The following is a 26,057-nucleotide window of genomic DNA, read 5'->3' on the forward strand; positions in this document are numbered from 1 at the left end:
CCGAACCTGTTCATTGCCCCGGAACCCCCAGCGCCTACATGGAAAAAGTACGAAAGACCGAAGCCGAATGGCGCGCTCTGCTGTCCCCGGACGAGTTCTACGTTACCCGCGAAAAGGGGACGGAAAGGGCCTTCACCGGGCGCTATTGGGACACCACCACCCCGGGCACCTATCGCTGCGTTGCCTGCGGCACCGCGCTCTTCGCCTCCGACACCAAGTTCGATGCCGGCTGCGGCTGGCCCAGCTACTACGAACCCCTGGGCCCGGACCTGGTGCGCGAGCAACGTGATACCAGCCATGACATGGTACGCACGGAGGTATTGTGCAACGTATGCGATTCGCATCTGGGCCATGTTTTCCCGGATGGCCCGCCGCCGACAGGCCGGCGATTCTGCATTAACTCCCTCGCATTGAAATTCGAACCTGCTGAAGAATGAAGAAGTTTCTATTCGATCTGTTTCCGCTGCTGCTGTTTTTCATCGCATATCGCTATGCGGGAATCTATACGGCGACAGCGGTGGCAATTACCGCCTCCATCCTGCAAATCCTGTGGCTCAAACTGACGAGCCGCCCGATCGAAGGCATGCACTGGATCAATCTGACCGTGATCGTCGTCTTCGGCGGCGCCACGCTATGGCTGCACAGCGACGTTTTCATCAAATGGAAACCGACGGTGCTGTATTGGCTGTTCGGCGGCGCGCTGCTGGTCGGCCGCTGGATATTCAAACGCAACCTGGTGCGCAGGCTCCTGGACAAACAGATCGCGCTGCCCGATCCGGTCTGGGACAAACTCAATGCCACCTGGGCGGTGTTCTTCCTGGTCGCCGGCGCGGCGAATCTCTACGTGGCATTTTCCGGCCATTTTTCGGAATCCGAATGGGTTACCTTCAAGGCATTCGGCCTGATGGGCCTGATGATTGTTTTCGTGATCGCGCAATCGCTCTGGCTGGGCCGGCATTTGCAACCGCCCGGCCATACCGGCGAAGCCGCCGACGAAGCCGCCCGCAAGGCGGGCGAAAACTGAATTGATTTGAATAACTTTCCATGACTCAAACTACGGACGTGGCTGCTACCATTCGCCAGCGCCTGCAAGCGCTCGCACCGGTGGAGCTGGAAATCCAGGACGACTCCCATTTGCATGCGGGACATGCCGGTGCGCATGGCGGCGCCTCGCACTTCACAGTGAGGATTACATCCGCCAAATTCGCAGGGCTTTCACCGGTGGCGCGTCATCGCCTGGTGTATGATCATTTGAATGATTTAATGCCTTACCCTATCCACGCGCTTGCGCTGGAAACCCGAACTCCTTGAAAGGACCTACATGAAACGCTTTATCCTGCTGGTGGCGGCTTGCGTGATTGCCGCCCCCGCTTTTGCCCAGAACGTGGCGACGGTCAATGGCAAACCCATTACCCAGAAAAGCCTGGACCAGTTCGTCAAGCTGCTGGTCAGCCAGGGCGCTACCGATTCGCCCCAGCTGCGCGAGCAGGTCAAGCAGGAAATGATCAATCGCCAGATTTTCGTGCAAGCCGCCGAGAAGGCCGGCGTGGCGAAACAGCCCGACGTCCAGACTGAAATGGAACTGGCTCGCCAGGGCATCCTGGTGCGCGCCCTGATGGCCGACTACCTGCAAAAGCATCCGGTTACCGACAAGCAGGTCCAGGACCAATACAACGAGGTCAAGCAGCAGCAGGCCGGCAAGCTGGAATACAAGGTCCGCCATATTCTGGTCTCCGACGAGAAAACCGCCAATGATCTGCTGGCCCAGATCAAAAGCGGCAAGCTGAAGTTCGAAGACGCCGCCAAGAAAGAGTCCAAGGATCCTGGCAGCGCGGAAAAAGGCGGCGACCTTGGCTGGGCTCCGCCCACCAACTATGTCGCGCCTTTCGCCCAGGCCGTCACTTCCCTGAAGAAGGGCGAACTCGCCGACAAGCCGGTGCAGACCCAATACGGCTGGCACATCATCCAGGTCGAAGACACCCGTCCGGTGGAATTCCCGCCGCTGGACCAGGTGCGTCCGCAGCTCGAGGAAATGCTGCGCCAGCAAGTGCTGGCCGATTACCAGAAATCGCTGCGCGACCAGGCCAAGGTGCAGTAAGCGTATTCGCCCGTTGCCGGCCCGGTGCCGGCACGCGCGGAATATAAAAAGCCCCGCCACTGCAAAGTGGCGGGGCTTTTACTTTTACTTTTCGTTTTCCTTCCTGGCTTCCCGGCGGGGTTTGCCGCCGATGCGCCGGCGGCTTACTCCATGCCGAGCAACTGCTTCAGACCGTCTTCGTCCAGGACGGGCACGCCAAGTTTCTGCGCATTGGCCAGCTTGCTGCCCGCATCGGCACCGGCCACCACATAGGCCGTCTTCTTGGACACCGAACCGCTGACCTTGCCGCCCGCCGCCAGGATATGGCTGGTCGCCTCTTCACGCGTCAGGGTCGGCAGCGTACCGGTCAGCACGAAGGTCTTGCCGGAAAGGCCGCCGCTGCGCGCGGCGGCTTCCGCCACGGGGTGCACCCCCTGCCGCTTCAGGGCTTCGACGATGTCGCGATTGTGCGGTTCGGCGAAAAAGCGGTGAATGGACGCGGCGACGGCTGGCCCCACGTCCGGAACTTCCAGCAACTGCTCTTCCCCGGCATCCATGATGGCATCCATGTCGCCGAAATGCCGTGCGACGTCGCGCGCGGTGGTTTCACCGACGTGGCGAATGCCCAGCGCGAAGAGCAGGCGGCCCAGCGTGGGCGTGCGCGCCTTGTCGATGGCGCGCACCACGTTCTCGGCGGACTTCGTCCCCATGCGGTCGTAACCGGCCAATTCCTCGACGGTCAGGCCGTAGATATCCGCAAGCGACTTGACGCGATCGCGCTCCACCAGTTGATCGACCAGCTTTTCGCCCAATCCTTCGATATCCAGCGCCTTGCGCCCCGCCGCGTGCAGCAGCGTCTGCTTGCGCTGGGCGGCGCAGAACAGGCCGCCGGTACAGCGCGCGATGGCCTCGCCTTCCGGCCGTTCGATCGCCGAGCCGCATACCGGGCACACCGGGTACTTCTTTTTCATGTCGAAAGGGGCTGCGTCCGCGGGCCGCTTTTCGAGTACCGGGCCGACCACTTCCGGGATGACGTCGCCGGCGCGCCGGACGATGACGGTATCGCCGATCCGCACATCCTTGCGGCGGATCTCGTCCTCGTTATGCAGCGTGGCGTTGGTGACCGTCACGCCGCCCACGAAAACCGGTTGCAGGCGCGCAACCGGCGTGATCGCGCCGGTGCGCCCCACCTGGACTTCGATGTCCAGCAGCGCGGTGGTCGCTTCCTCGGCAGGGTATTTGTGGGCCAGGGCGAAGCGCGGCGCGCGCGCGACAAAGCCCAGCACTTTCTGCGCCGGCAGCGAATCGACCTTGTACACCACGCCATCGATATCGTAGGCCAGCGTCGGGCGCAGCTTGGCGACCCGCGCATAGAAGGCGAGCAAACCGTCCGCGCCCGTGGCCTTCCGGTTGTGCTGGGTATTGATCGGCAAGCCCAGTTCGGCCAGCCAGTCCAGCATTGCGCTGTGCGATTCGCGCGGGAGCGTGGCGGCCTGGCGCACGCCCGGAGCCGGTTCGTCGAACAGCCCGGTCTGGCGGTTGGCAAGCCCGTGTACCTCGCCCCATCCGTAGGCGAAGAAACGCAGCGGACGCTGCGCCGTGATACGCGGATCCAGCTGCCGCAGGCTACCCGCCGCGGCGTTGCGCGGATTGACGAAGACCTTTTCCCCGCGCTCGGCCTGGGCCGCGTTCAGGCGCTCGAATTCGCGGCGATTCATCAGGACCTCGCCGCGCACTTCCAGCACGCGCGGGGCGCCGGGCTTGAGCTGCAGCGGAATCGAGCGAATGGTGCGGATATTGGCCGTCACGTCCTCGCCCGTCTGGCCGTCCCCCCGCGTCGCGGCCTGTACCAGTTTGCCGTTCTCGTAACGCAGGCTGATCGCCAGGCCGTCCAGCTTCAGTTCACAGAAGTAGTCCGGCTGGCTGGCCGGCCCCAGTTGCCCGGACGAGCGCAAGGTGTCTGTCACTCGCTTGTCGAAAGCGCGGACTTCCTCTTCGTCGAAGGCATTGCCCAGCGACAGCATGGGCACCGCGTGCGTGACGGCGCCGAAGGCCGCCAGGGGCGTGGCGCCCACCCGCTGGGTCGGCGACTCTGGCGTCACGAGCTCCGGGTGGGCCGACTCCAGCTCTTGGAGCTTGCGCATCAGGGCATCGTACTCGGCGTCGGAAACGCTGGGCGCATCCTCGACGTAATACCGGTAATTGTGCTGCTCGATTTCGACACGCAGACGGTCGATTTCCGCCTGCGCGCCGGTCTTGTCCCCAGCCTTCACGAAAACACCCGCAACGCGCGCTCGCTGCCGGCCCGCAGGCCGGCCTGCTCCAGCTGGCCGAACAGAACCTGCAAGCGCTCGTCGATGACCGCCACGGAGGCATCGGCCAGCGGCTTGCCCTGGTCGTCCACCAGTTCGGCGCGCAGGCGCTGCGACAACTGTCGTCCGACGTCCACCATGCGGCCGAACGCGCGTTCGTCGGGCGGGCTGCAAGGCACGTCCAGCAGCAGATTCAGGCGCTCGACTCCACCCATGCCGGCATCGAACGCGGCGCCGTCGCCCCGCGTGAGCGTGAATCGCGGCAAGCCGACATCGGACATCCAGACCAGGCGCGGCCCGTCATGGATGAACCCAAGATCGCGCGCGACGGCCAGGACTTCCGCCGCCGGCTGGGCGCCGCCCAGCAGCAAGGTCAGGCCCACCTGCGTGTCGAGCGCGGCGCAGGTGTCGTCCAGGCGGGCGGCCTGCTCCAGCACGGCCTGTTGATCGGGTCCTTCGATGGCGGCATCGAAACGCTCGCCCAGGTCCTGGGCCCGAGCCCAGGCCTGCGACCATTCGATGGCCGTCAGCGGGCCGCTGCGGTTGGCCAGCAACACGGCGATCTGCAGGGCACCGTAGCGCTCGTCGGTGCGCAGGCGCGCACGGTGGCGCTGATCGTCCGTCAGGCCGAAGACCCGCATGGGCTTGCGGCCGGCCGAGCGCATGCTTTGCGTGACGGGCAACAGATCGCCGCCGCGCACCGGCTCGGCGAACGTGACTTCGATCACCACCTCGCAGGCGGGATCGGCTTCTTCGCCATCGTCGCCCTCGGCATGGGGGGCGCCGGAAGCTGCGGGCGGCGTTTCGGCATGCGCGCCGGCGGCCGCGCTGGCGGGCGCCGCGCCGTTGAAGGCCGGCTCGCGGCGCTGGGAGGATGGGCTTGTCGTGCCATGCGGCACGTGCGCCGCGCTGCCTTCCTGGCCGGTGCCGCCAAACAGAGGATCGTGCTCATTGCTGGGAAAATGCGCCTGCATCTTGCGGCGTACCCGGCGATCCTGCCACCAATTGAAGCCCAGGACCATCAGGATGAGCAGGACACCCAGGACGATCAGCCCGATCTGCAAATCACTCATGTATCAATTCCGCGCCCTTGGGGCCGCGCCTCTGTCAATCTAAGTTATGCGGCCTCGGCCGCGAGCTGAACCGCCGAATCGATATCCACCGCGACAATGCGGGATACACCTTGCTCCTGCATCGTAACGCCGACCAGTTGCTTCGCCATCTGCATGGCGATCTTGTTATGCGAGATGAAAAGGAACTGGGTTTGCTCGCTCATCGCACTGACCAGGTTGGCGTAGCGTTCGGTATTCGCATCATCCAGCGGCGCGTCGACCTCGTCCAGCAGGCAGAAAGGCGCGGGATTCAGCTTGAACAGCGCGAATACCAGCGCGGTCGCCGTCAAGGCCTTTTCGCCGCCGGACAACAGATGGATGGTGCTGTTGCGCTTGCCGGGGGGCTGCGCCATCACCTGCACGCCCGCGTCCAGGATTTCGTCGCCGGTCATGATCAGCTTGGCCTCGCCGCCGCCGAACAGGCGCGGAAAGAGTTCGCCGAAATGGCCATTGACGGTATTGAACGTTTCCTGCAACAGCTCGCGCGTTTCGCGATCGATCTTGCGGATGGCGTCCTCCAGCGTCTCGATGGCCGTCATCAGGTCCTGCTGCTGCGAATCCAGGAACTCCTTGCGCTCGCGCGACGTCGTCAGTTCGTCGAGCGCGGCCAGGTTGACCGAACCCAGGCTATCGATCTGCCGCGAAATGCGCGCGACTTCCGACTGCAGCCAATTGGCGCGGCGCCATTCCTCGGGCATGGATTCCAGGGACTGCGCCAGCGCTTCGCGATCCACCTCGCGGGCATTCAACTGCTCGCTGAACTGCTCCTCGGCCAGGCGAGCGGCCTGTTCCTGCAACTGCAATTCCATGATGCGGGCACGCCGCGGCTCCAGGGACTGCTCGAGGCGCACACGGTCTTCATCGGCGCCACGCAGCTGGGCCGCCAGATTGTCCATCTCGATGCGCGCGCGGGCCAGGGCTTCCTCGCGTTCGGCGCGCAACTCCAGCGCATCCTGCAGCCCGGCCTGCGAAGCCGATGCGTCGAGCTCGAACAGTTCGCCCTGCAGCTGCTCCAGTTCCGCGCGCGCGCGCTGGCTCTGGTCCGCCGCCAGTTGCTGGTTGCGGCGCAAGTCCTGGATGCGGGCCTCGATACCGCGCTGCGCGAATTCCGACTCGTGCACCGCGCGCTCCAGTTCGCGCAGCTGGGCACGTGCGGCTTCGGCCTTTTCGGCCAGGGTTTCCCCTTCGATCTCGGCATCGGCGAAACGCGATTGGTGTTCCGCCAATTCCTGGTCCAGCGTTTCGAAGCGGACTTCGGCATCTTCGCGCGCCGCGCGCAGTTCTTCCTCGTGGGCGCTGATTTCGGCCAGGTCCTCGCGCAAGCGCGCACCGCGTTCGCCCGATTGTTGCGCCTGCTGCTGCAGGCGGGAATACTCCAATTGGATGTCGTGCACGCGACGGGTGACTTCCGCCACGCGCTGGCGCGCCGGTACAACCGCCTGCGAAACCTGCTGCCATGCCGCTTCGCTGCGAGCCACGGCGGCACGCCCCTGGTCGGCGATCAGCTGCTGCGCCTTCAGTTCGCGCTGCAGGTTCTCGATTTCCTGCTGGCGCGCCAGTAGGCCGGACTGCTCCGAATCCGCCGCGTAGAAGCGCACGCTGTGGGCATCGACCAGATGGCCGTCCTTGACCACATAGGCACCGCCCGGCGGCAGCGAGGCGCGGGCCGCCAGGGCCTGCGCCAGGCTATCGCCGACGTAGACATCGCGCAGCCACTCGTTCATCAGCGTGCGCAGGTCGCCATCGGAGATGCGCAGCAGGCCGGTCAGCGGCTGCAGCCCTTGCGCGGCGGCCGGCGCCGGCGCGGCAACCGGCAACTGGTAGAACGCCAGCCGCGCGGGCGGCGCATCCTCGGCAAAGGCCTTGGCCCAGTCCAGGCTGCGCACTTCCAGCGCGGCCATGCGTTCGCGCAATGCTGCCTCGAGGGCCGTTTCCCAGCCCGGCTCGATATGCAGCTTCTGCCACAGCCGGCCCAGCCCCGCCAATTCGTGCTTGGCCAGCCAGGGCTCCAGTGCGCCCTGCTTCTGCACGTCCTCCTGCAACTTGGTCAGCGCCGTCAGCCGGGCTTCCAGCCGGGCCAGCGTCTGCGCCTCCTGTTGCGCGGCGGCCTGCGCGCGGCCGCGCTCGGCATCGGCTTCCGGCAAACGGGTTTCCAGCGTCGACAGTTCTTCCTGCGCGGCCTCCAGCTGTTCCTGGCCGGAAGCCAGCGCGCCGGCCAGTTCCTCCAGCCGCGTGGGATCCGGCGTCTGCAGGTCGCGCATTTCCTGCTGCACGCGCTCGCGGCGCTGTTCCAGCGCCTGCAACTGGCGGTCGGCATCGCGCTGGCTTTGGGCGACCAGCGCCAGGTCCTGTTCGACCCGCGCCAGGGCGCCGCGCATGGCGTCGCGCCCCTGGGCGGCATCGCGCACCCGGGCCTCGACGGCCGGCAGGGCCGCCTGGGCGTCCTCGGCCATCGCCCGCGCTTCCTGCGCGCGCTCGATGCCGGCGGCGAGGTCTTCCTCGGCCTGGGCAATCTGCTCCGTGCAGTGGGTCTGCTGGGCTTCCCATTCCTCGATCTGCCGGGTCAGTTGCTCGCGGCGGGCCTGGACGCGATTGCGGGATTCCACCACGTGGCGGATCTCCGCTTCCAGGCGGCTGACCTGGGCGTTGGCCTCGTAGAGCTGGCCCTGGGCACTGTGCACGAGATCGCTGGCGGCATAGTGCGCCTGGCGCCGCGATTCGAGCGCGGCTTCGCCCGCCCGCAGTTCGGCGACGGCGGCTTCCAGCTCGTTCTGCGCCTGGTCGATTTCCTGGCTTTTCTTCTGGCGCTCCGCGCGCGCCCCGGATTCCTTCAGGAACCACAATGCATGCTGCTTGCGTTCGCCATCGGCCTGCAGTTCCCGGTATTCACGGGCCACCTCGGCCTGCGACTCCAGCTTTTCCAGCTGGCTGTTGAGTTCGCGCAGGATGTCTTCGACCCGGGTCAGGTTTTCGCGGGTATCGGACAGCCGGTTTTCGGTTTCGCGGCGGCGCTCCTTGTAGCGCGACACACCGGCCGCTTCTTCCAGGAAGACGCGCAGTTCTTCGGGGCGCGCCTCGATCAGCCGGTTGATCATGCCCTGGCCGATGATGGCGTAGCCGCGCGCGCCCAGGCCGGTGCCAAGGAAGATATCGTGGATGTCGCGCCGGCGTACCTGCTGGTTGTTGACGAAATAGCTGCTGGTGCCGTCGCGAGTCAGTACGCGCCGCACCGCGATTTCGGCATAGGAGCTCCATTGCCCGGCGGCGCGGCCTTCGCTGTTGTCGAACACCATTTCCACCGACGCGCGGGCGGCCGGCTTGCGATTGCCCGATCCGCTGAAGATGACGTCCTGCATCGATTCGCCGCGCAGTTCCGAGGCCTTGGCTTCGCCCAGCACCCATCGCACCGCGTCGATGATGTTCGATTTGCCGCAGCCGTTGGGCCCCACCACGCCGACCAGTTGGCTGGGGACCGGAATGACCGTGGGATCGACGAACGATTTGAAGCCGGCGAGTTTTAGCTGGGTAAGACGCACAGTATCTGTTTGACTGACCGGAGGGTTGATGGACGCGTTGACGGGCCTGCCGCGCATTGCAAATCGGCCCCGCGGGGCCGATGCTGACGAACCGGTTCTATAGACCGGCTTTTTTCGGGGCTTATGATACCCCACCGCCCGCCCGGGCCGCATGCGGCGCCGCCCATCCGCCCCGCCATGGGACGGCCACACCATCCCGGCCGGCCCCGCCGGGGATGCCGCATCAACGCCCCGCCCCAGGGCGGACGCTATACTCCCTGACACTTTAATTTGGCGCGGGCCTATTCATGCCGCGGCCGCTGCCGGATACTGACCGGCAACGTGAATGGGGACATCTCTTTGAAACGCGGTTTCTTTCTGGTCATGGCGGCGCAGGCCCTGTCCTCGCTCGCGGACAATGCGCTCTTCATTGCGGCGATTGCCCTCATCCAGGAATTGCGCGGTCCGGACTGGATGGCGCCGATCATGAAGTGGTCGTTCGCGTTGGCCTATGTGCTGCTGGCAGCCTTCGTGGGCGCCATCGCGGACTCCTACCCCAAGGGCCGCGTCATGTTCGCCACCAATGCCCTCAAGGTAGGCGGCTGTCTGCTGATGTTCTCCTATGCCAGCCTGGGGATCTCGCACGCCCACCAAACCTATCTGGTCTGCCTGGCCTACGCCATGGTGGGCGTGGGGGCGGCGGCCTATTCGCCCGCCAAATACGGCATCGTGACGGAAATGCTGCCGCCCGAACTGCTGGTCAAGGGCAATAGCTGGATCGAAGGGCTGACCGTTATTTCCATCATCCTGGGCACGGTGCTGGGCGGGGCCCTGATCTCGCCCGACATTTCGGGCCTCATCCTGCACCACCCCTGGAGCAGCAAGCTGGTGCACACGCCCGCGGAGGCCGCCATCCTCGTCATCGCCGGCGTCTATCTGCTGGCCTCGGCCTGCAACCTGCTGATTCCCAAGACCCACGTTCGCTACCCGCCGCAGCAGAAGAACCCCATCCGGCTCATTTCCATTTTCGGCGGCTACGTCCGCGTGCTTTGGCACGACAAGCTGGGGCAGATATCGCTGGCCGTGACCACCCTGTTCTGGGGCGCCGGGGCTACCCTGCAGCTGATCGTCATCGAGTGGGGCCGCAGCCAACTGGGCTACCGGCTGGACCAGGCGTCCATCCTGATGGGCATCGCCGCGGTGGGCACGGTCATCGGGTCCATCCTGGCCGGCCGCATTCCCCTGCGCAAGGCACTGAGCGTACTGCCGGTCGGCGCCGCCATGGGGCTGGTCGTACTCCTGATGCCGCTGGTGCACCACACATGGCACGTCTATCTGCTGTTGCTGGTGGTGGGCGGCCTGGCCGGATTCTTTGTCGTGCCGATGAACGCCCTGCTGCAGCATCGCGGACATGTCCTGCTGTCCGCGGGCCACTCCATCGCCGTGCAGAACTTCAATGAGCAGCTCAACATCCTGCTCATGGTGGCCATCTACACGCTGCTGCTGTGGCTGAACCTGCCGATCGGCATCATCATCGTGATCTTCGGCTCCATCGTCGCCATCCTGATGCTGATATTCATGCGCTGGAGCCGCCGCAACATGGAGGACAGCCCGGATCTGATCGGCCAGATCGGCCAGGAAGGCCACGGCAAGGCCCTGGAAGGCCGCGCCCACTAGGCTGCGCGCCAGGCCCGACGGGGCAGGCCCGGGCCGGCCCGGGGACGGCCCCTGGGACATCATCGGGACCCCGCGGGCGGACGCCGCCGGCAGCGGTGGCTAGGGCAGCGCCAGCCCCGCCGCCAGACGAAGATCCTGCCACGCGCGCGCCTTTTCGACCGGGCTGCGCAGCAGATAGGCCGGATGGTAGCTGACCACCATGGGTATCTCGCCATCCGGCGTTTTCAGGACATGGACGCGACCGCGCAGGCTGCCGATGGCCGCGTCGGTTTCCAGCAGCGTCTGCGCGGCGAACCGGCCCAGCACCAGTATGCGTTCCGGCTTGAGCAGCGCGATCTGGCGCATCAGGTAGGGACGGCAGGCGGCGATCTCTTCCGGCTTGGGATTGCGATTGCCCGGCGGCCGGCACTTGATGACATTGGCGATATAGACGTCGCGATCGCGGCTCATGCCGACGGCCGCCAGCATGGCATCCAGCAGTTGGCCGGAACGGCCGACGAAAGGCAGGCCCTGGCGATCTTCCTGTTCGCCCGGCGCCTCGCCGACCACCAGCCAGCGGGCCTGCTCCGGCCCCATGCCGAACACGGCCTGCCGGCGCCCACGGCACAGGCCGCAAGCCGTGCATTCGAGCACGCGCTCACGCAGGGTGGCCATGTCCAGCATTGCCAGCGATTCGGCCGTCGGTGCGGGCTGCGGCGGCGTCTCCATGGCCGAACGCGCGGCGGGAGTCGAGGACGGCGCGGGGCGCGGCCCAATGACTGGACGCCGCGCCGGCGCGCCGGGCCGGGACGCCGGCTGCCCGCCGGATGACGGCTGTACATCGGACGCCGGCATGCTTCCGGAAGCCGTATCCACGCCTGCGGCGGTATCCACGGAGGATGCCGCCCCTGGGATGGATGCCGCGGCGGGCGCCCCGGGCGCTGGCGGCGCGATGGCCCCACCCGGCGCCGTATCTGGCGCGACCGCCCCGGCCCGGCCCTGGGCCGCGGACTGCGCCCGGGCTGCGGGGGCCGACGCCGCGGCGGCATCGCCGGCGGCAGTCGCGGCGGGCTGTGGCGCTTCCTGCCGCAGCCATACTTTCTCCATGCCGATCTCGCGCAGCCACGCCCGCTGCAGCGGGTTGAGCACCGGGGCCTTCGCCGGGACGCCGGTCGCCTCAGCCATGTCCGGCCTCGTCGATGGGAACCGGCTTCTGCATGACCAGCGCATCCTCGCGCCGTCCCCGGCCCGCGGGGTAATACCCGCGCCGCAGGCCCACGCGCCGGAAACCATGGTGCTCATAGAACGCCACCGCGCCCGCGTTGGACGGGCGGACCTCCAGCAGCACCCCGCCTATGCCACGATCGCGGGCGCGCTGGACGCACCAGGCGATCAGCCTGGACCCCAGCCCCTGGCGATGCAAGGTCTTGTCGATAGCCACCACCAGTAGATGCGACACGTCCGGCGCGTGCATCAGGATGGCGAATCCCAACATGCGGCCCGCCCGGCGCAACACGCAGGTGTCGTAGCCCGCCGCCAGCGCATCGGCGAAATTGCGGCGAGTCCAGGGGAAGGCCTGGACGGAGGCCTCGATGCGCTCCATATCGTCCAGATCCAGCACGGTCATCGGCGACATTTCCACCGGCAGGCCATCCCCGCGCGGTGTGGCCGCGATCGACTCGGGGCCGGCGGCTGCCTGTCCCGGGTCGGCGGCGGCAACGGCCTCGACCGGCACCGCGGCCGCCGGCCCTGACGCGGCGGCGGGAAGCTGGCTCATCGGCGCGGGGGCGGCCGTCTCCAGCGCGGGGGTGGCCTTGGGGTTGCCACCCTGCCCCGCCAGCCGCTCCGCCGTCGTGTAGGCGACCCGGTCGCGCACGTACAGGGGCATGGCTAGCTCCGGCGGTACGGTTTCGCCGCGACGCCAGGCCTGCAATGCCAGCCGGGCGATATCCCGCGCGTGCGGGCGCCTGGCGTCGTAGCGGGTCCAATCCGCATGCGGTGTCATCTGCCGGGCATACGCGTCCCACGCATCGCCGGCCAGCACGGGGGCGAGCGCCAACCCGGTACGCGCCCGCCATTCGTCCAGATGGCCTTCAATCCAGGGCACGACTTCGGTGGCGGCGATCAATAGGGGTGCCTGCAGGACCTCCCAGCCCGTATCGTCCGCCGCCCCCTGCGCACGGCGGTACACAGCCAAATAGACCTCTTCCATGCGGGCGTCCAGGGCCACGATGACGGCCTGGTCCGGTCGTGCCGGCACCTGGGCCGCGACCGCCATATGCGAAACGATGGGAACGACAGGCAGGTCGTGGGCCATGGCGATGCCCTGCGCCACGCCGCACGCCACCCTCAGGCCGGTGAAGCCGCCCGGGCCCTGGCCGAAGGCAACTGCCTGGATGCCCTCCGGGCCGATGCCGGCGTCGCGCAACAGCTCGCGCGCCATGGGCAGCAGCCGCTCGGCATGTTCCTGGGCCCCTTCGTGCTCCAGCGTGGCGATGGCCGCGCCGTCCGCGTCGTCGCGCAGCAGCGCGACGCTGCAGCGTGAGGATGACGTTTCAAGCGCCAATAAAGTCGGTTTCATAGCCGGGAATTGTACGTAATACCAAAGACTTGCCCTCGCTTGTAAGGGGGATTTCAACCAACCTGTCCAATGTGTAATATCTTGTGAACGACCACTAGCCGCTCATTCCGGGCGCTGTTACATTTCCGGCCATGAATACGCAAAACACCACTCCGACGCGAAAAGTCCTCGTTGTCGACGACGATCCCCGCCTGCGCGACCTGCTACGGCGGTATCTCTCGGAACAGGGCTTCAATGTCTTCGTCGCCGAAGATGCCAAGGAAATGGGCAAGCTGTGGCAGCGGGAGCATTTCGACCTCCTGGTGCTCGACCTGATGCTGCCCGGCGAAGACGGGCTGTCCATCTGCCGTCGCCTGCGTGGTGGGCACGACAACACGCCTATTATCATGCTGACCGCCAAGGCCGAGGAAATCGACCGCATTGTCGGCCTGGAGATGGGCGCGGACGACTACCTGTCCAAGCCTTTCAATCCGCGCGAACTGCTGGCCCGCATCAACGCGATCCTGCGCCGCCGCGGCACGGAAGAACATCCGGGCGCGCCCAGCCAGGAAAACGAATCGATCGCCTTCGGCCCCTATGTGCTGAACCTGTCGACCCGCACCCTGACCCGCAACAACGAACAGGTGCCGATCACGACGGGCGAGTTCTCGGTGCTGAAGGTGTTCGCCCGCCACCCCAAGATTCCTCTGTCGCGCGACAAGCTCATGGAGCTGGCGCGCGGCCGTGAATACGAAGCTTTCGATCGCAGCCTGGACGTGCAGATTTCGCGCCTGCGCAAGCTGATCGAACCGAACCCCTCCAAGCCGGTGTTCATCCAGACAGTATGGGGACTCGGCTACGTCTTCGTGCCGGACGGTGGGAGCTGAAACCTGATCGTTCCCGGGGCAGGAACGCCGCAACATGCTCCGTTTTCGCAGCGCCCTCAAAGTCATGACGTCGCGTGTACGTCTGGGACTGTTCGGCCGTACCTTCCTGCTGCTCGCCGCGCTCATGCTGGTCAGCCTGGGCGCCTGGCTGCAGGTCTTCTTCAGCATGGAGCTGGGCCCCCGCGCCAACCAGATGGCGCAACGGGTGATCACCGCCGTTAACATCACCCGTACCGCCCTGGTCTATTCGCAGGCGGACGAACGCAGCAAGCTGCTGCTGGACCTGGCCACGAACGAAGGCATCCAGGTCTACCCCCGGGAACTCACCGATTTTGCCGAACCCCTGCCCAACGACGACTACTGGCAACGGGTGGCGGACCACATCCGCAGCCGTTTCGGGCCCGAAACGCAGATAGCCTGGGGCGTGAACCAGGTGCCCGGCTTCTGGGTCAGCTTCCAGATCGACCATGACCTGTATTGGCTGGTGTTCGAGCGGGAACAGATCGGCCTGACGGGCGGCATCGAATGGCTGGGATGGGGTGCCACCGCCCTGCTGCTGTCGCTGGTGGGCGCGGCCGTCAGCGTCGGTTTCGTCAACCGGCCGCTGTCCAGGCTGGCGCGCGCCGCGCAGGTACTGTCCCGCGGCGAGACGCCGGCCCCGCTGCCGGAAAACGGGCCGCTGGAAATCCGCGACCTCAATGCCTCGTTCAACCGCATGGCCAAGGACATACGGCAGACGGAGGCGGACCGCGAACTGATGCTGGCGGGGATCTCGCACGACCTGCGCACGCCGCTGGCGCGGATGCGCCTGGAGATCGAAATGAGCGGCGTGTCCGAAGACGCTCGCCAGGCGATCGACGACGATCTCGCACAGATCGACCACAGTATCGGGCAGTTGATGGAATATGCCCGTCCCGCCGGCACCCTGCCCCAGATGGCTACCGACGTCTCGGGGGTACTCGGCGAACTCCTGGATCGCGAGCGCAGCCATACCGCCTCTACCGGCGGCGAAATCGAAGCCTTCATCACGCCCGGCCTGCGCGCCCGCATCACGGCGCTGGACCTCAAGCGTATCGTCAGCAACCTGCTGGAAAACGCCCGCCGCTACGGACGGTCCGGCGACGGCCAGGCCCACTTGTACATGGGCGTGCAATCGGAAGGCAATATCATCGCCATCGAGGTCTCGGACCGGGGTCCCGGCATCGCGGCCGACGACGTGGACCGGCTGCTGCGGCCCTTTTCCCGGGGCGAGGCGGCGCGCACGGGCGTCAGCGGCGCGGGGCTGGGACTGGCCATCGTGGAGCGCCTGCTGAAGCACGTCGGCGGCACCCTGAAGATGCTGCCCCGCCCCGGCGGCGGGCTTACGGCGAGGATAGAATTGCCTAAAGCCCGACTTAGAAATTATCAATTAGACAGCGAAACTTAATAGCGTAAAATTTACGGGTCTAAGTTTCATCACCCAAAAAGCAAGGAGTCCACATGAAAACTGTTGGCGACAAACTCGAGCCTTTCAAGGTTGCCGGCGTCAAGCCCGGCTTCAACCACCACGAAGAAAACGGCGTGTCCGCCTTTGAGGACATCACCGAAAGCTCGTTCCCTGGCAAGTGGAAGGTGATCTATTTCTATCCGAAGGACTTCACCTTCGTGTGCCCGACCGAAATCGTCGGCTTCAACGCCCTGGCCAAGGAATTCGAAGACCGTGACGCCGTCCTGCTGGGCGGTTCGACCGACAACGAATTCGTCAAGCTGGCCTGGCGCCGCGAGCACCCGGACCTGAACAAGCTGGGCCACTACCAGTTCGGCGACACCACGGGCGCCCTGGTCGACCAGCTGGGCGTACGTGAAAAGTCCGCCGGCGTGGCTCTGCGCGCCACCTTCATCGTCGATCCGGACAACGTGATCCAACACGTTTCGGTGAACAACCTGAACGTCGGCCGCAATCCGGAGGAAGTCCTCCGCCTGCTCGACGGCCTGCAAACCGACGAGCTGTGCCCGTGCAACCGTAAGGTTGGCGGCGACACGCTGTAAGATCCCCAGCCCGGTTCGCCGGGCTTTCGCTGCTTCACGCTATAGGTAAAAACTATGGAATTTATCCAAACCATTAAGGACTCAGTGCCGGATTGGGCCAAGGATATCCGGCTGAACCTGGACGGCGTGATCGCGCGCTCCACGTTGCCCGCGGAAGACGCGGTGGGCGCCGCGCTGGCGGCGGCCTTTGCGTCGCGCAGTCCCTTCCTGATCGAAGCCTTCAAGAAAGGCCTGTCGGAAACCGACGCCAACGCCGCCCTGACGGCGGCCGCGCTGATGGGCATGAACAACGTATGGTATCCGTACGTCGAGATGGCGGAAGATGCCCAGCTGAAGAGCCTGCCCGCGCAACTGCGCATGAATGCCTACTCGACCAGCGGCGGTGTGGACAAGAAGCGATTCGAGCTGTTCGCTTTGTCGGCCTCTATCGTCGGCAAATGCCATTTCTGCGTGCAGTCGCACTACGCCTTGCTGAAAAAAGAAGGCTACACCGTCGAGCAGTTGCGCGACGTCGGCCGCATCGCCGCCGTGGTGAACGCGGCCGCGCTGGTGCTGACCGCGCAAGGCAAGTAAGCGGAGCAAACCCCGCCCTAGGCCGTGGCGTCGCGTGCCAGCAGGGCTACTACCGTGGCCGCGATGCCCTCCTTGCGGCCAAGGTAGCCCAGCCCCTCGCTGGTCTTGGCCTTGATGTTGACCGCGCTTTGGTCCAGGCCCAGGTCGGCGGCGATGTTGCCCACCATTGCGGCGGCATGCGGGCCGATCTTCGGCGCCTGCGCATGCACCGTGGCGTCGATATTGACGACAGTCCAGCCCGCCTCTTTCACCTTCGCCATGGCCGCGCGCAACAGCACGCGGCTATCGGCGCCGCGATAGGCCGGGTCCGTGTCCGGGAAATGCCGGCCGATATCGCCCAGCGCGGCGCCGCCCAGTACCGCGTCGGTGATGGCATGCAGCAGGACGTCCGCATCGGAATGCCCTTGCAGCCCATGGGTATGCGGAATGGTGACGCCACCGATGACCAGCGGACGGCCCACCGCCAATGCGTGGACATCGAAACCCTGCCCTACGCGGAAGGGAATATTCACAGCCATTTCTCCATCAGGCCGAAATCCTCCGGCCAGGTCACCTTGAAATTGCGCATGACGCCCGGCACCAGCAGCGGCGCAAGGCCGGCGGCTTCGATGGCCGAGGCCTCGTCGGTGACGTCGACGCCGCGCTCTGCGGCCTCGCGCAACGCCCGCCGCAGCAGCCCCGCGCGAAACATCTGCGGTGTCTGCGCCTGCCAGAGCTCCTGCCGATCCACCGTGCGCACGACGCGCTCGTGCCCGGCCTTGACCGTGTCGCGTACCGGCAGCGCCAGCAGGCCGCCCACGGTATCTTCCAGGCACGCGTCGATCAGCCGCGCCAGCGCGGCGGCCGTCAGGCCGGGGCGCGCGGCGTCGTGAACCAATATCCAGTCGTCGTCGGCCGCTCCGCTATCGCCCAGGGCGTTGGCCACGGTGACCGCGCGCGTGGGACCGCCGCATTCGCGCCATACGGTGCGCGGCAACCCGGCCAGCGCGGATTCCACCCAGCTATCGCCCGGCGACACGGCAACACGCACCTGGCACACCCGCGGATCCGCCAGCAGCGCGAGCACCGAATGCCGCAGCATGGGCTGCCCAGCCAGGGGGTAATACTGCTTGGGAAGACCGGCGCCGCCGGCGGCCACGGCACGGGCGCCGATGCCGGCCGCGGGAACGATCGCGATAAGAGAGGCGGACATAGGCTGGAGATTTTATAATCTTCCTTCTCATGCCTGCAGATTTCCCCTCTTCCCCCCCGGCGCCGCTGGTCCCGTCGACGGACTCCATCCTGGCGGCCCTCAAACCCGGCACCCGATATGCACAGCCCCGCCCCCCCGGCTCGGGCGATGCATGGCTGCTGGCCGACCTGGCCCGCCAGGCCGCCCGCCCGCTGCTCGTGCTGACCGCCGATCCGCTGGAAGCGCAGCGGCTGACCGACGAAATCCATCTATTCGATGCCGATCTGCGCGTGCGCCAGCTGCCCGACTGGGAAACGCTGCCCTACGATGCCTTCTCGCCGCATCACGACCTGATTTCCGAACGGCTGAAGACGCTGGACGCACTGATGCGTCATTCCGTCGACGTCCTGGCCGTGCCCATTACTACCGCGTTGTATCGCCTGGCGCCGCCCTCGTTCATGGCCGCCTATACGTTTTCGTTCAAGCAGCGCGACAAGCTGGACGAGGCCGCGCTGCGGGCGCGGTTGACGCTGGCCAACTACAGCCACGTGACCCAGGTCACGGCGCCCGGCGAATTCTGCCTGCGCGGCGGCCTGATCGATCTGTTCCCCATGGGCTCGGCGGTGCCTTACCGGCTGGACCTGTTCGACGACGAAATCGAATCGATACGCGCCTTCGACGTCGACACCCAGCGCAGCCTGTACCCGGTCAATCATGTGCAGCTGCTGCCGGGACGCGAATTCCCGATGGACGAGGAAGCGCGCAATCGCTTCCGCGCACGCTTTCGCGAGATCTTCGAAGGCGATCCTTCGCGTGCCCTGCCCTATCGCGATATCGGCAACGGCATCGCATTCGCGGGCGTCGAATACTACCTGCCGCTATTCTTCGAGCAAACCGCCACCCTGTTCGATTACCTGGCGCCGTCGACCATCATGGTGACGATCGGCGATATCGACGATGCCATCCGCCGCTTTGCCCAGGATACCTCCAGCCGCTACCAATTCCTGAAGAGCGACCGCGAGCGTCCGGTGCTGGCGCCGGACGCACTGTTCCTCGATAGCGAATCGCTGTTCGGCCAGCTCAAGGATTTCGAACGCCTTGCATTGACGGCCGACGCCGGCCATCCCGATATCGGGCCGGCGCCCGACGTGGCGGTCACGCGGCGGGCCGACGACCCCGTGGCGCGGCTGCGCACGGTGGTCGATGCCGGCAAGTGGCGCATCCTGCTATGCGCCGATTCCGCCGGCCGGCGCGAGACCCTGGCCCAGATGCTGGCCGAGTTCGACCTGGCGCCGGATTTCGAGGCAGCGTCCATCGAGGACTTCCGCCTGTCTCCGGCGCGCCTGGCCCTGCTGGCAGCGCCGCTGACGTCCGGATTCAGCCTGCCCGCCGAAGGCATCGCCTTCATCACCGAGAACGACCTGTACCCGGGACAGGCCGCGGTCGGCCGCCGCGGCCGCCGCGAGCAGGAGCGCGCCAGCAACGTCGAAGCCATGGTGCGCGACCTGTCGGAACTGCGCGAGGGCGACCCCGTCGTCCACGCCCAGCATGGCATCGGCCGCTACCATGGCCTGATCAATATGGACATGGGCGAAGGCGAGATGGAGTTCCTGCATCTCGAATACGCCAACGGCAGCACGCTATACGTTCCCGTCTCGCAGTTGCACGTCATCGCGCGCTACAGCGGCGCGGACCCGGAAGCCGCGCCGCTGCACCAGCTGGGTTCGGGACAATGGGACAAGGCGCGCCGCAAGGCCGCCAAGCAGGTGCGCGACACCGCGGCGGAACTTCTCGACCTGTACGCCAAGCGGGCGGCGCGCGAAGGCTATGCCTTCAAGTTGCAGCCCAACGACTACGAGGCCTTCGCCGAAGGCTTCGGCTTCGAGGAAACCGCGGACCAGGCCGCCGCCATCCAGGCCGTGATCCACGACATGACTTCCGGCAAGCCCATGGATCGGCTGGTCTGCGGCGACGTCGGTTTCGGCAAGACGGAAGTCGCGCTGCGGGCCGCCTTCCTGGCGGTCGCCAACGGCAAACAGGTTGCCCTGCTCTGCCCCACCACCCTGCTGGCCGAACAGCACGCGCAGACCTTCGCGGACCGTTTCGCCGACTGGCCCGTGCGCGTCGTGGAATTGTCCCGTTTCCGGTCCGCCAAGGAAGTCGCCGCGGCGATCCAGGGCATCAACGACGGCAGCGTCGACATCGTCATCGGCACGCACAAGATCCTGTCCAAGGATGTGCGCTTCAAGCAGCTGGGCCTGGTCATCATCGACGAGGAACACCGCTTCGGGGTACGCCAGAAAGAAGCACTGAAGTCCCTGCGCGCCGAAGTCGACGTGCTGACGCTGACCGCCACGCCCATCCCCCGCACGCTGGGCATGTCGCTGGAAGGCATCCGGGATTTTTCCGTTATCGCGACCGCGCCGCAAAAGCGCCTGGCCATCAAGACCTTCGTCCGGCGCGAAGACGGCAGCACCATCCGCGAGGCGCTGCTGCGCGAGCTGAAGCGCGGCGGCCAGGCCTACTTCCTGCACAACGAAGTGGAAACCATCCACAACCGGCGCGCCCGGCTGGAAGAACTGGTACCGGAAGCCCGCATCGCCGTCGCCCATGGCCAGATGGGCGAACGCGACCTCGAACAGGTCATGAAGGGGTTCTACCAGCAGCGCTTCAATGTGCTGCTCTGTACCACCATCATCGAAACCGGCATCGACGTCCCGACGGCCAACACCATCGTGATCCATCGGGCGGACCGCTTCGGCCTGGCGCAGCTGCACCAGCTGCGCGGACGCGTGGGACGGTCGCATCACCAGGCCTACGCCTACCTCCTCACGCCAGGGGAGGACGCCATCACCTCCAACGCCAAGAAGCGTCTCGAAGCGATCCAGGCCATGGAAGAACTCGGATCTGGCTTCTACCTGGCGATGCACGACCTGGAGATCCGCGGCACCGGCGAAGTCCTGGGCGAATCGCAATCGGGCAACATCCAGGAAGTCGGTTTCTCGATGTACACCGATATGCTGAACGAAGCCGTGCGCGCCCTGAAAGCCGGGGAAGAACCCGACCTGGAAGCGCCGTTCGGCAAATCCTGCGAAGTCAATCTGCACGCGCCCGCGCTGTTGCCGGCCGATTACTGCGCCGACGTCCATGCCCGCCTGGCGGTGTACAAGCGCCTTTCGCATGCGGACGGCGAGGACGACCTGATCCGCATCCAGGAAGAGCTGATAGACCGCTTCGGCAAGCTGCCTGAATCCGCGCAGACGCTGCTGGCCTCGCACCGCCTGCGGCTGGCCGCGCAGGCGCTGGGGATCGTCAAGATCGATGCGAGCGAAACCCAGGCGCTGGTGCAGTTCGGACCCAATCCGCCGGTGGACTCCCTGCGCATCATCGAACTGGTGCAAAAGCAACGCCACATCAAGCTGGCCGGCCAGGACAAGCTGCGCGTCGAAATCAAGGGCCAGCAGATCCCGGCCCGCGTCGACGCCGTGCGCACCGTGCTGCGGGCCCTGGCATGAACAACCCCGATATCCCCCTGGACATGACCCCACACCATCTCGTCATTCAATCCCCCGCCCTGGCCGCCGAACATTGCGAGCAAGTGGCCGCGCTGTCGCAGGCCCAGGGGCTGCACCGCCTGAGCGCGACGGCGGCGCGCCTGCTGGATGTACAGCACGACGACGCGACGCGTCAGGATGTACGGCAATGGTGCGAGGCCGCGGGCGTCGACTACGCCTTCTTGCCCAGGGGCAGCGCCCTGTCGCAATGCAAGGTGCTGGCGATGGATATGGACTCCACCCTGATCAATATCGAATGCATCGACGAGATTGCCGGCGTGGCCGGGGTGAAGGACAAAGTGGCGGCCATCACGGAAGCCGCCATGCGCGGCGAAATCACCGATTTCTCCGAGAGCTTGCGGCGGCGCGTGGCCTTGCTCGCCAGCCAGCCGGCGCAGGCGCTGGAACAGGTGTACCGCGATAAGCTGCGCCTGAATCCCGGCGCGGAGACCTTGATCGCATCGGCGCGCGACGCCGGCATCCGGATCCTGCTGGTATCGGGCGGGTTCACCTTCTTCACCGAACGCCTGCGCGAGCGCCTGGGCCTGGACGAAGCCCACGCCAATACGCTGGAGATCGTGGACGGCAGGCTGACCGGCCGCGTGCTGGGCGACATCGTCGACGCGGCCGGCAAGGCCGAGCGCCTGAGCGCGTTCGCGCGACGCCACGGCGCCGCGCCGCACCAGATCATCGCCATGGGCGACGGCGCCAACGATCTGAAAATGCTGGGGCTGGCCGGCTACTCCGTGGCCTACCACGCCAAGCCCATCGTGCGCGAGCAGACGCGCTTCGCGCTGAACGTATCGGGCCTGGACGGCGTGCTGAACTGGTTCGAGCATTGACGCCCGCCGATCCGCCGCGCGCTTCCCGACCGCGCGCGGCACATCGAAACATCCGCGCCGGCCGGCACGGCATGCAAATTTGAAGTTTGGATGGATCAGAGACTTCTGAACGACTTGCCCCCGGGACAAGACAAGAATATGGGACGGACCAATGTTCGGTTCATTTCCCTCCCCGGGGACAGTCGCAGGAGATCACGATGCCATACCCCACCAGTTACCAGACGTACAAGCAGCGCGAGCTGCAGGCGATGATGGCCTCCCGACACCGGGATCCTGCCTACATGGAGCGGCAGCGCAAGACCTTCGATGCGGTTCTTGCCATGATGCAGGCCGCATTGGGCGGCCTGGATGTCGCAAGCCGCGAATGCCACGCCGTCGGCGGGTTCACCATCGAGGAAGCGAACAAGTGGCTCGATCTCTTCGAGCAGATCGCGCCCATCGTCCTGCAGATCCCCTTCGGCTACGGCCCGGTCAAGGGCGTGCCCGTGCTGGCGCTCAAAGGCGCGGCAGCCGCCGGAGTGAACTTTCCACGGATCGGCAAGGTCGTGAACAATGCGGTGGAGGTTTCCGGTGCCACGGCCGTCGTGATGACGCCGATGGGATGGGTGGACAAAATCTCGCAGGCCTTCGCGGTGACGGGCTACGCGCATGGCGCCGCGACCTACGGATCGCATTTCGCGACCCCTCTGGGCGTGAAGACCGCGCTATCCCCCACGCTGGCGAATCTATTGAACCAGATTGCCCACTGGACCTCGAACAGCGCCAGCGGCTTTTCGCAATTTGCCGCGACATTCGCTTCCATGGGGTCGGTGTTCGCGCACCTGATGGCGACACTGAAAGTGGCGCTCTCGTACAGCAGGCTCGACGGCATCCAGTCGGTGCTGGATCACTACCCCGACTGCGACTGCCAATGCCACCAGTACACACGGGAGCTCGTCAACATGAGCATGAATCCCGCCATGGATGCCGCGATGGGCCTGAACGTCATTACAGCCCCCATCCCCGCATGGAACATGATGCACAAGAAGGCCCACGCTGTCGCCAATAAATTCCGCGGTCCCGAGCAGAGGACCCATCGGCATCCCTATGAGGTCGCCACCGGTTTACTGAAAGGCGCGCGGCAGCCTTCCATGAACCATGGCTGCCGGACTGCCCGCGGCGCCGCCGGGGGACGATGCCCGGTGGCGCTGTTGACCATCGCGACCTTGTTCGGCAATGGCGACCCCGCGAAGGGATACAAGGCCGCGGTGGCGGCGGTGCAGGCCAACATCGTGGCCGGAGCCACCCGGCTCAAGGACAAGATCGGCTGATGCCGGCAGGCAGGCGTGACGAGGTCCGCCCGCCGTCCACGCGTCAATACCGCAGCGACGTCGTCAGGATGACCTGGCGGCCGGGTCCATAATCCGCGTGGTGCACGCCGTTGGTCCGCGAGAAGTACTCCTTGTCGGTCAGGTTCAATACGTTCAGCTGGAAACTGAGATTGGGCGATACCTGGTAGGCCGCCATGGCATCGAAACGCCAGTATGCCGGCATATAAACGCTGTTCGTGCCGCCGCCGGCACCGCCCTGGTTTCCGCCATAGGTCTTGCCGACGTAGTAAATGCCGCCGCCGACGGTGAACTTCGGCAGCAGTTTGTAGGTATTCCACAGGCTGAAGCTGTTGCGCGGCGTATTGGCCAAGGGGTCGCCCTGATTCACGCCGTTATAGGCACCCTTGAGCAGTTCGCTGTCCATGAAGCTGTAGCCGCCGAATACATTCCACTTCGGCGTGACCGCGCCGGCGAAACCCAGCTCCAGCCCGCGCACGCGCGTCTTGCCGGCCTGCGCGAATACGCCCGGGTCGACCTCGATCTGCGCATCCGTCCGTTCGGTCTGGTACAGCGCCGCGGTCAAGGTCAGTTTTTCGTTCAGCACATCCCACTTGGTACCCAGTTCGACCGTCCGGCTTTTTTCAGGATCGAGACTGCCGGTGTTCGCCGCCAGGCTTTCCTGGTCGCCACCGCTGACTGTCGGCGGCGTCGAGGCCGTGGCATAGGACAAATAGATGCTGCCGTTGGGCGCCGGCTTGTACACGACGCCGGCCTGGTAGCTGAAGATATTCCAACTGCCGTCGCTGCTTTGCGACGTGGTGGCGCCGCGTGGCAGGAAGTCGCCGTCGATGCGGTAGTTGTCGAACCGGCCGCCCAGGTTCAGGGACCAGCGGTCATTGAACTCGATCGTATCGAACGCGTAGATGGCGCGGGTATTCGACGTGGAATCGTTGCTGAGCGGCCCCCGCGAAATGCTGCCCGACCAATTGTCATGCGGATCGGGATGATAGACGGGGGTGCAGTCCATCGCGCCGGCCGCGTACACCCCGGGGCAGAAGCTGCCGGCCGTCGTCGTGACGTTATAGCTGGCGTTCTTGTTTCTTTCGCTGGTGAACTCGACGCCGATGTCATAGGTATGCTTGAGCGTACCCGTGTTGAACTTGCCGTACAGCTCGGTCACGTTGGATAGCAGGGTCGTCTGCTGCCAGCGCGACTTCAAGCCGCGTTGCATCCACCATTCGTTGGTGACGGGGTCGAAGCGCGCCGCGCCGCCGTCGCCGGGGTTGGTCAGCACATAGTCGTTCAGCGTCTGCCCATAGCGGGTCGCATTGCGTACCGTCATGCGGTCGTTGAAATCGTGTTCGAATTCGACGGTGCCGATGTCGGATTTGTTCTTCTGGTAATCGCGGTCGAGCACCCCGTAGAACTTGTCCCGGCCCACATTCAGGATGCCGTCGCTGGTGCGCTTGCCCGGGATCTTGCTGGCCAGCGGCACGCCGTAGTCCGGCATACCGTCGGATTGATAATGGTAGTAGCTCAACGTGACGCGCGTCGGCGTTCCGAGGCCGAAGGACAGCGACGGCGCGACACCCCATTTGTCATAGTCGACCACGTTGCGGCCCGGCACGTTGCCCTTGCCGTCCAGCAGATTCAGGCGGAAGGCGGAGTTATCGTTGAACTGCCAATTGGCGTCCACCGTACCGCGCCAGTATGCGTCGCTGCCCAACCCGGCGTCCGCCTGGACGAAGGACCCCAGCTTGGGTTTCTTGCTGACGAGGTTGATGCTCCCCCCCCCCGATCCCCTGCCGCCATAGGCGGAGTCCGCCCCACGAATGATCTCGACGCTCTCGACATTGAAGATCTCGCGTGTCTGCCCGCCGGGGTCGCGGATGCCGTCGACGAAGATATTGCTGCCCGATGAGCTGCCGCGTATGAATGGGCGATCGGCCAGGGGCTGGCCGCCTTCCCCCGCGCCGAAGGTGATGCCCGGCGAGTTCCGCAGGACATCCTGCAGCGAGGTCGCCGCCGTATCCTGGATCACGGTCTGCGGAATGATTTGCACCGACTTGGGGGTGTCCAGCAAGGGCGCCGTGAATTTCGTCGACGAGGATACCGGCACGTCGTAGAGGGAATCGCCTTCCACCTGTACCGGCGCCATTTCCGTGACCGGCGCGTTCTGGGCGGAAACCTGCGTGGCGATGAACAAGGCGGGGCTGGCCAGGGCGACGGCCAGGGACTGCGTCAGCGTATTCAGCGAATACGACTCCTGCTGTTTCAAGGGGCTTCTCCGAGACAAAACAATAATGACAATGATTCTTATTTGAATTTTTGTATCGAATCATAGACAAACTTGTGGCCTCGAACAATGTTTATTAACCCTGTGAAGAAAATGTGGCGGTTCGACGTCAGGTCCGCTCAGACGTTCGCCCACGAGACATTCAGTATTAAGTAAGGTTTCGC

The 26,057-nt window shown here is 65.6% G+C and carries 20 protein-coding genes; 12 read left to right on the forward strand and 8 right to left on the reverse strand.

Annotated features, from left to right (window positions below):
- Positions 1 to 38: 38 nt before the first annotated feature.
- The 4 genes from msrB to CAL28_RS20705 are packed head-to-tail and all read left to right on the forward strand — an operon-like array spanning position 39 to position 2,098.
- Positions 39 to 437, forward strand: a complete 399-nt coding sequence (gene msrB / locus CAL28_RS20690; protein ID WP_094843090.1) for a peptide-methionine (R)-S-oxide reductase MsrB — start codon at positions 39 to 41, stop codon at positions 435 to 437.
- Complete coding sequence (locus CAL28_RS20695) at positions 434 to 1,024, forward strand: septation protein A (protein ID WP_094843091.1); 591 nt, start codon at positions 434 to 436, stop codon at positions 1,022 to 1,024. The genes msrB and CAL28_RS20695 overlap by 4 nt, the downstream gene beginning before the upstream one ends.
- Positions 1,025 to 1,044: 20 nt before the next feature.
- Entirely contained in the window at positions 1,045 to 1,311 is a 267-nt protein-coding gene (locus tag CAL28_RS20700; protein WP_094843092.1) for a BolA family protein, read from the forward strand.
- 10 nt (positions 1,312 to 1,321) lie between these two features.
- A complete protein-coding gene (locus CAL28_RS20705; RefSeq protein WP_094843093.1) occupies positions 1,322 to 2,098 on the forward strand; it encodes a peptidylprolyl isomerase in 777 nt (258 codons plus the stop codon).
- A gap of 143 nt (positions 2,099 to 2,241) precedes the next feature.
- On the opposite strand, the gene ligA is transcribed toward CAL28_RS20705, so the two are convergent.
- The 3 genes from ligA to smc are packed head-to-tail and all read right to left on the reverse strand — an operon-like array spanning position 2,242 to position 9,037.
- On the reverse strand, positions 2,242 to 4,350 hold the full coding sequence (gene ligA / locus CAL28_RS20710; protein ID WP_176464054.1) for an NAD-dependent DNA ligase LigA: 2,109 nt from the start codon (positions 4,348 to 4,350) through the stop codon (positions 2,242 to 2,244).
- A complete protein-coding gene (locus tag CAL28_RS20715) occupies positions 4,347 to 5,462 on the reverse strand; it encodes a cell division protein ZipA C-terminal FtsZ-binding domain-containing protein (RefSeq protein WP_094843094.1) in 1,116 nt (371 codons plus the stop codon). Before CAL28_RS20715 ends, ligA begins: the two co-directional genes overlap by 4 nt.
- Before the next feature lie 44 nt (positions 5,463 to 5,506).
- Entirely contained in the window at positions 5,507 to 9,037 is a 3,531-nt protein-coding gene (gene smc / locus CAL28_RS20720; protein ID WP_176464055.1) for a chromosome segregation protein SMC, read from the reverse strand.
- 339 nt (positions 9,038 to 9,376) lie between these two features.
- On the opposite strand from smc, the gene lplT reads away from it, so the two are divergent.
- Positions 9,377 to 10,693 (forward strand): lysophospholipid transporter LplT, encoded by a 1,317-nt coding sequence (gene lplT / locus CAL28_RS20725; RefSeq protein WP_094844759.1) that lies wholly within the window; start codon positions 9,377 to 9,379, stop codon positions 10,691 to 10,693.
- 99 nt (positions 10,694 to 10,792) lie between these two features.
- On the opposite strand, the gene CAL28_RS20730 is transcribed toward lplT, so the two are convergent.
- The gene (locus CAL28_RS20730; protein ID WP_254926190.1) at positions 10,793 to 11,857 is read right to left on the reverse strand and encodes a uracil-DNA glycosylase; all 1,065 of its coding nucleotides are present in this window, start codon (positions 11,855 to 11,857) and stop codon (positions 10,793 to 10,795) included.
- A complete protein-coding gene (gene tsaB, locus CAL28_RS20735; protein WP_094843096.1) occupies positions 11,850 to 13,253 on the reverse strand; it encodes a tRNA (adenosine(37)-N6)-threonylcarbamoyltransferase complex dimerization subunit type 1 TsaB in 1,404 nt (467 codons plus the stop codon). The genes CAL28_RS20730 and tsaB overlap by 8 nt, the downstream gene beginning before the upstream one ends.
- Before the next feature lie 131 nt (positions 13,254 to 13,384).
- On the opposite strand from tsaB, the gene risA reads away from it, so the two are divergent.
- From risA to CAL28_RS20755, 4 genes are read left to right on the forward strand one after another with little or no spacing between them, the layout of a single operon-like run.
- Positions 13,385 to 14,119 carry a response regulator transcription factor RisA gene (gene risA, locus CAL28_RS20740; protein WP_066639002.1) on the forward strand — a complete coding sequence of 245 codons (735 nt, stop codon included), beginning with the start codon at positions 13,385 to 13,387 and terminating at the stop codon, positions 14,117 to 14,119.
- Positions 14,120 to 14,153: 34 nt separating this feature from the next.
- Positions 14,154 to 15,545: a sensor histidine kinase RisS gene (risS, locus tag CAL28_RS20745; RefSeq protein WP_094843097.1), complete on the forward strand. Its 1,392-nt coding sequence runs from the start codon at positions 14,154 to 14,156 to the stop codon at positions 15,543 to 15,545.
- Positions 15,546 to 15,598: 53 nt separating this feature from the next.
- Positions 15,599 to 16,147, forward strand: coding sequence for a peroxiredoxin (locus CAL28_RS20750; protein ID WP_094843098.1), 549 nt, complete (start codon positions 15,599 to 15,601; stop codon positions 16,145 to 16,147).
- Positions 16,148 to 16,201: 54 nt separating this feature from the next.
- Positions 16,202 to 16,720 carry a carboxymuconolactone decarboxylase family protein gene (locus CAL28_RS20755; RefSeq protein ID WP_094843099.1) on the forward strand — a complete coding sequence of 173 codons (519 nt, stop codon included), beginning with the start codon at positions 16,202 to 16,204 and terminating at the stop codon, positions 16,718 to 16,720.
- A gap of 17 nt (positions 16,721 to 16,737) precedes the next feature.
- On the opposite strand, the gene ispF is transcribed toward CAL28_RS20755, so the two are convergent.
- The gene (ispF, locus tag CAL28_RS20760; protein ID WP_094843100.1) at positions 16,738 to 17,232 is read right to left on the reverse strand and encodes a 2-C-methyl-D-erythritol 2,4-cyclodiphosphate synthase; all 495 of its coding nucleotides are present in this window, start codon (positions 17,230 to 17,232) and stop codon (positions 16,738 to 16,740) included.
- A complete protein-coding gene (gene ispD, locus CAL28_RS20765; protein WP_094843101.1) occupies positions 17,229 to 17,912 on the reverse strand; it encodes a 2-C-methyl-D-erythritol 4-phosphate cytidylyltransferase in 684 nt (227 codons plus the stop codon). The genes ispF and ispD overlap by 4 nt, the downstream gene beginning before the upstream one ends.
- A 29-nt stretch (positions 17,913 to 17,941) precedes the next feature.
- Here ispD and mfd point away from each other — a divergent pair, with 29 nt between their 5' ends.
- The 3 genes from mfd to CAL28_RS20780 all read left to right on the forward strand — a co-directional run bounded on the left by mfd (position 17,942) and on the right by CAL28_RS20780 (position 23,597).
- A complete protein-coding gene (gene mfd, locus CAL28_RS20770; RefSeq protein WP_094843102.1) occupies positions 17,942 to 21,406 on the forward strand; it encodes a transcription-repair coupling factor in 3,465 nt (1,154 codons plus the stop codon).
- 23 nt (positions 21,407 to 21,429) lie between these two features.
- On the forward strand, positions 21,430 to 22,287 hold the full coding sequence (gene serB, locus CAL28_RS20775; protein WP_094844761.1) for a phosphoserine phosphatase SerB: 858 nt from the start codon (positions 21,430 to 21,432) through the stop codon (positions 22,285 to 22,287).
- A 197-nt stretch (positions 22,288 to 22,484) separates the two neighbouring features.
- The gene (locus CAL28_RS20780) at positions 22,485 to 23,597 is read left to right on the forward strand and encodes a hypothetical protein (protein ID WP_094843103.1); all 1,113 of its coding nucleotides are present in this window, start codon (positions 22,485 to 22,487) and stop codon (positions 23,595 to 23,597) included.
- 43 nt (positions 23,598 to 23,640) lie between these two features.
- Here the strand turns inward: CAL28_RS20780 and CAL28_RS20785 are convergent, their stop codons facing one another.
- A complete protein-coding gene (locus CAL28_RS20785) occupies positions 23,641 to 25,875 on the reverse strand; it encodes a TonB-dependent receptor (RefSeq protein WP_217906592.1) in 2,235 nt (744 codons plus the stop codon).
- Positions 25,876 to 26,057: the final 182 nt, after the last annotated feature.

This window comes from Bordetella genomosp. 11, assembly GCF_002261215.1.
Lineage (GTDB): Bacteria > Pseudomonadota > Gammaproteobacteria > Burkholderiales > Burkholderiaceae_B > Bordetella_C.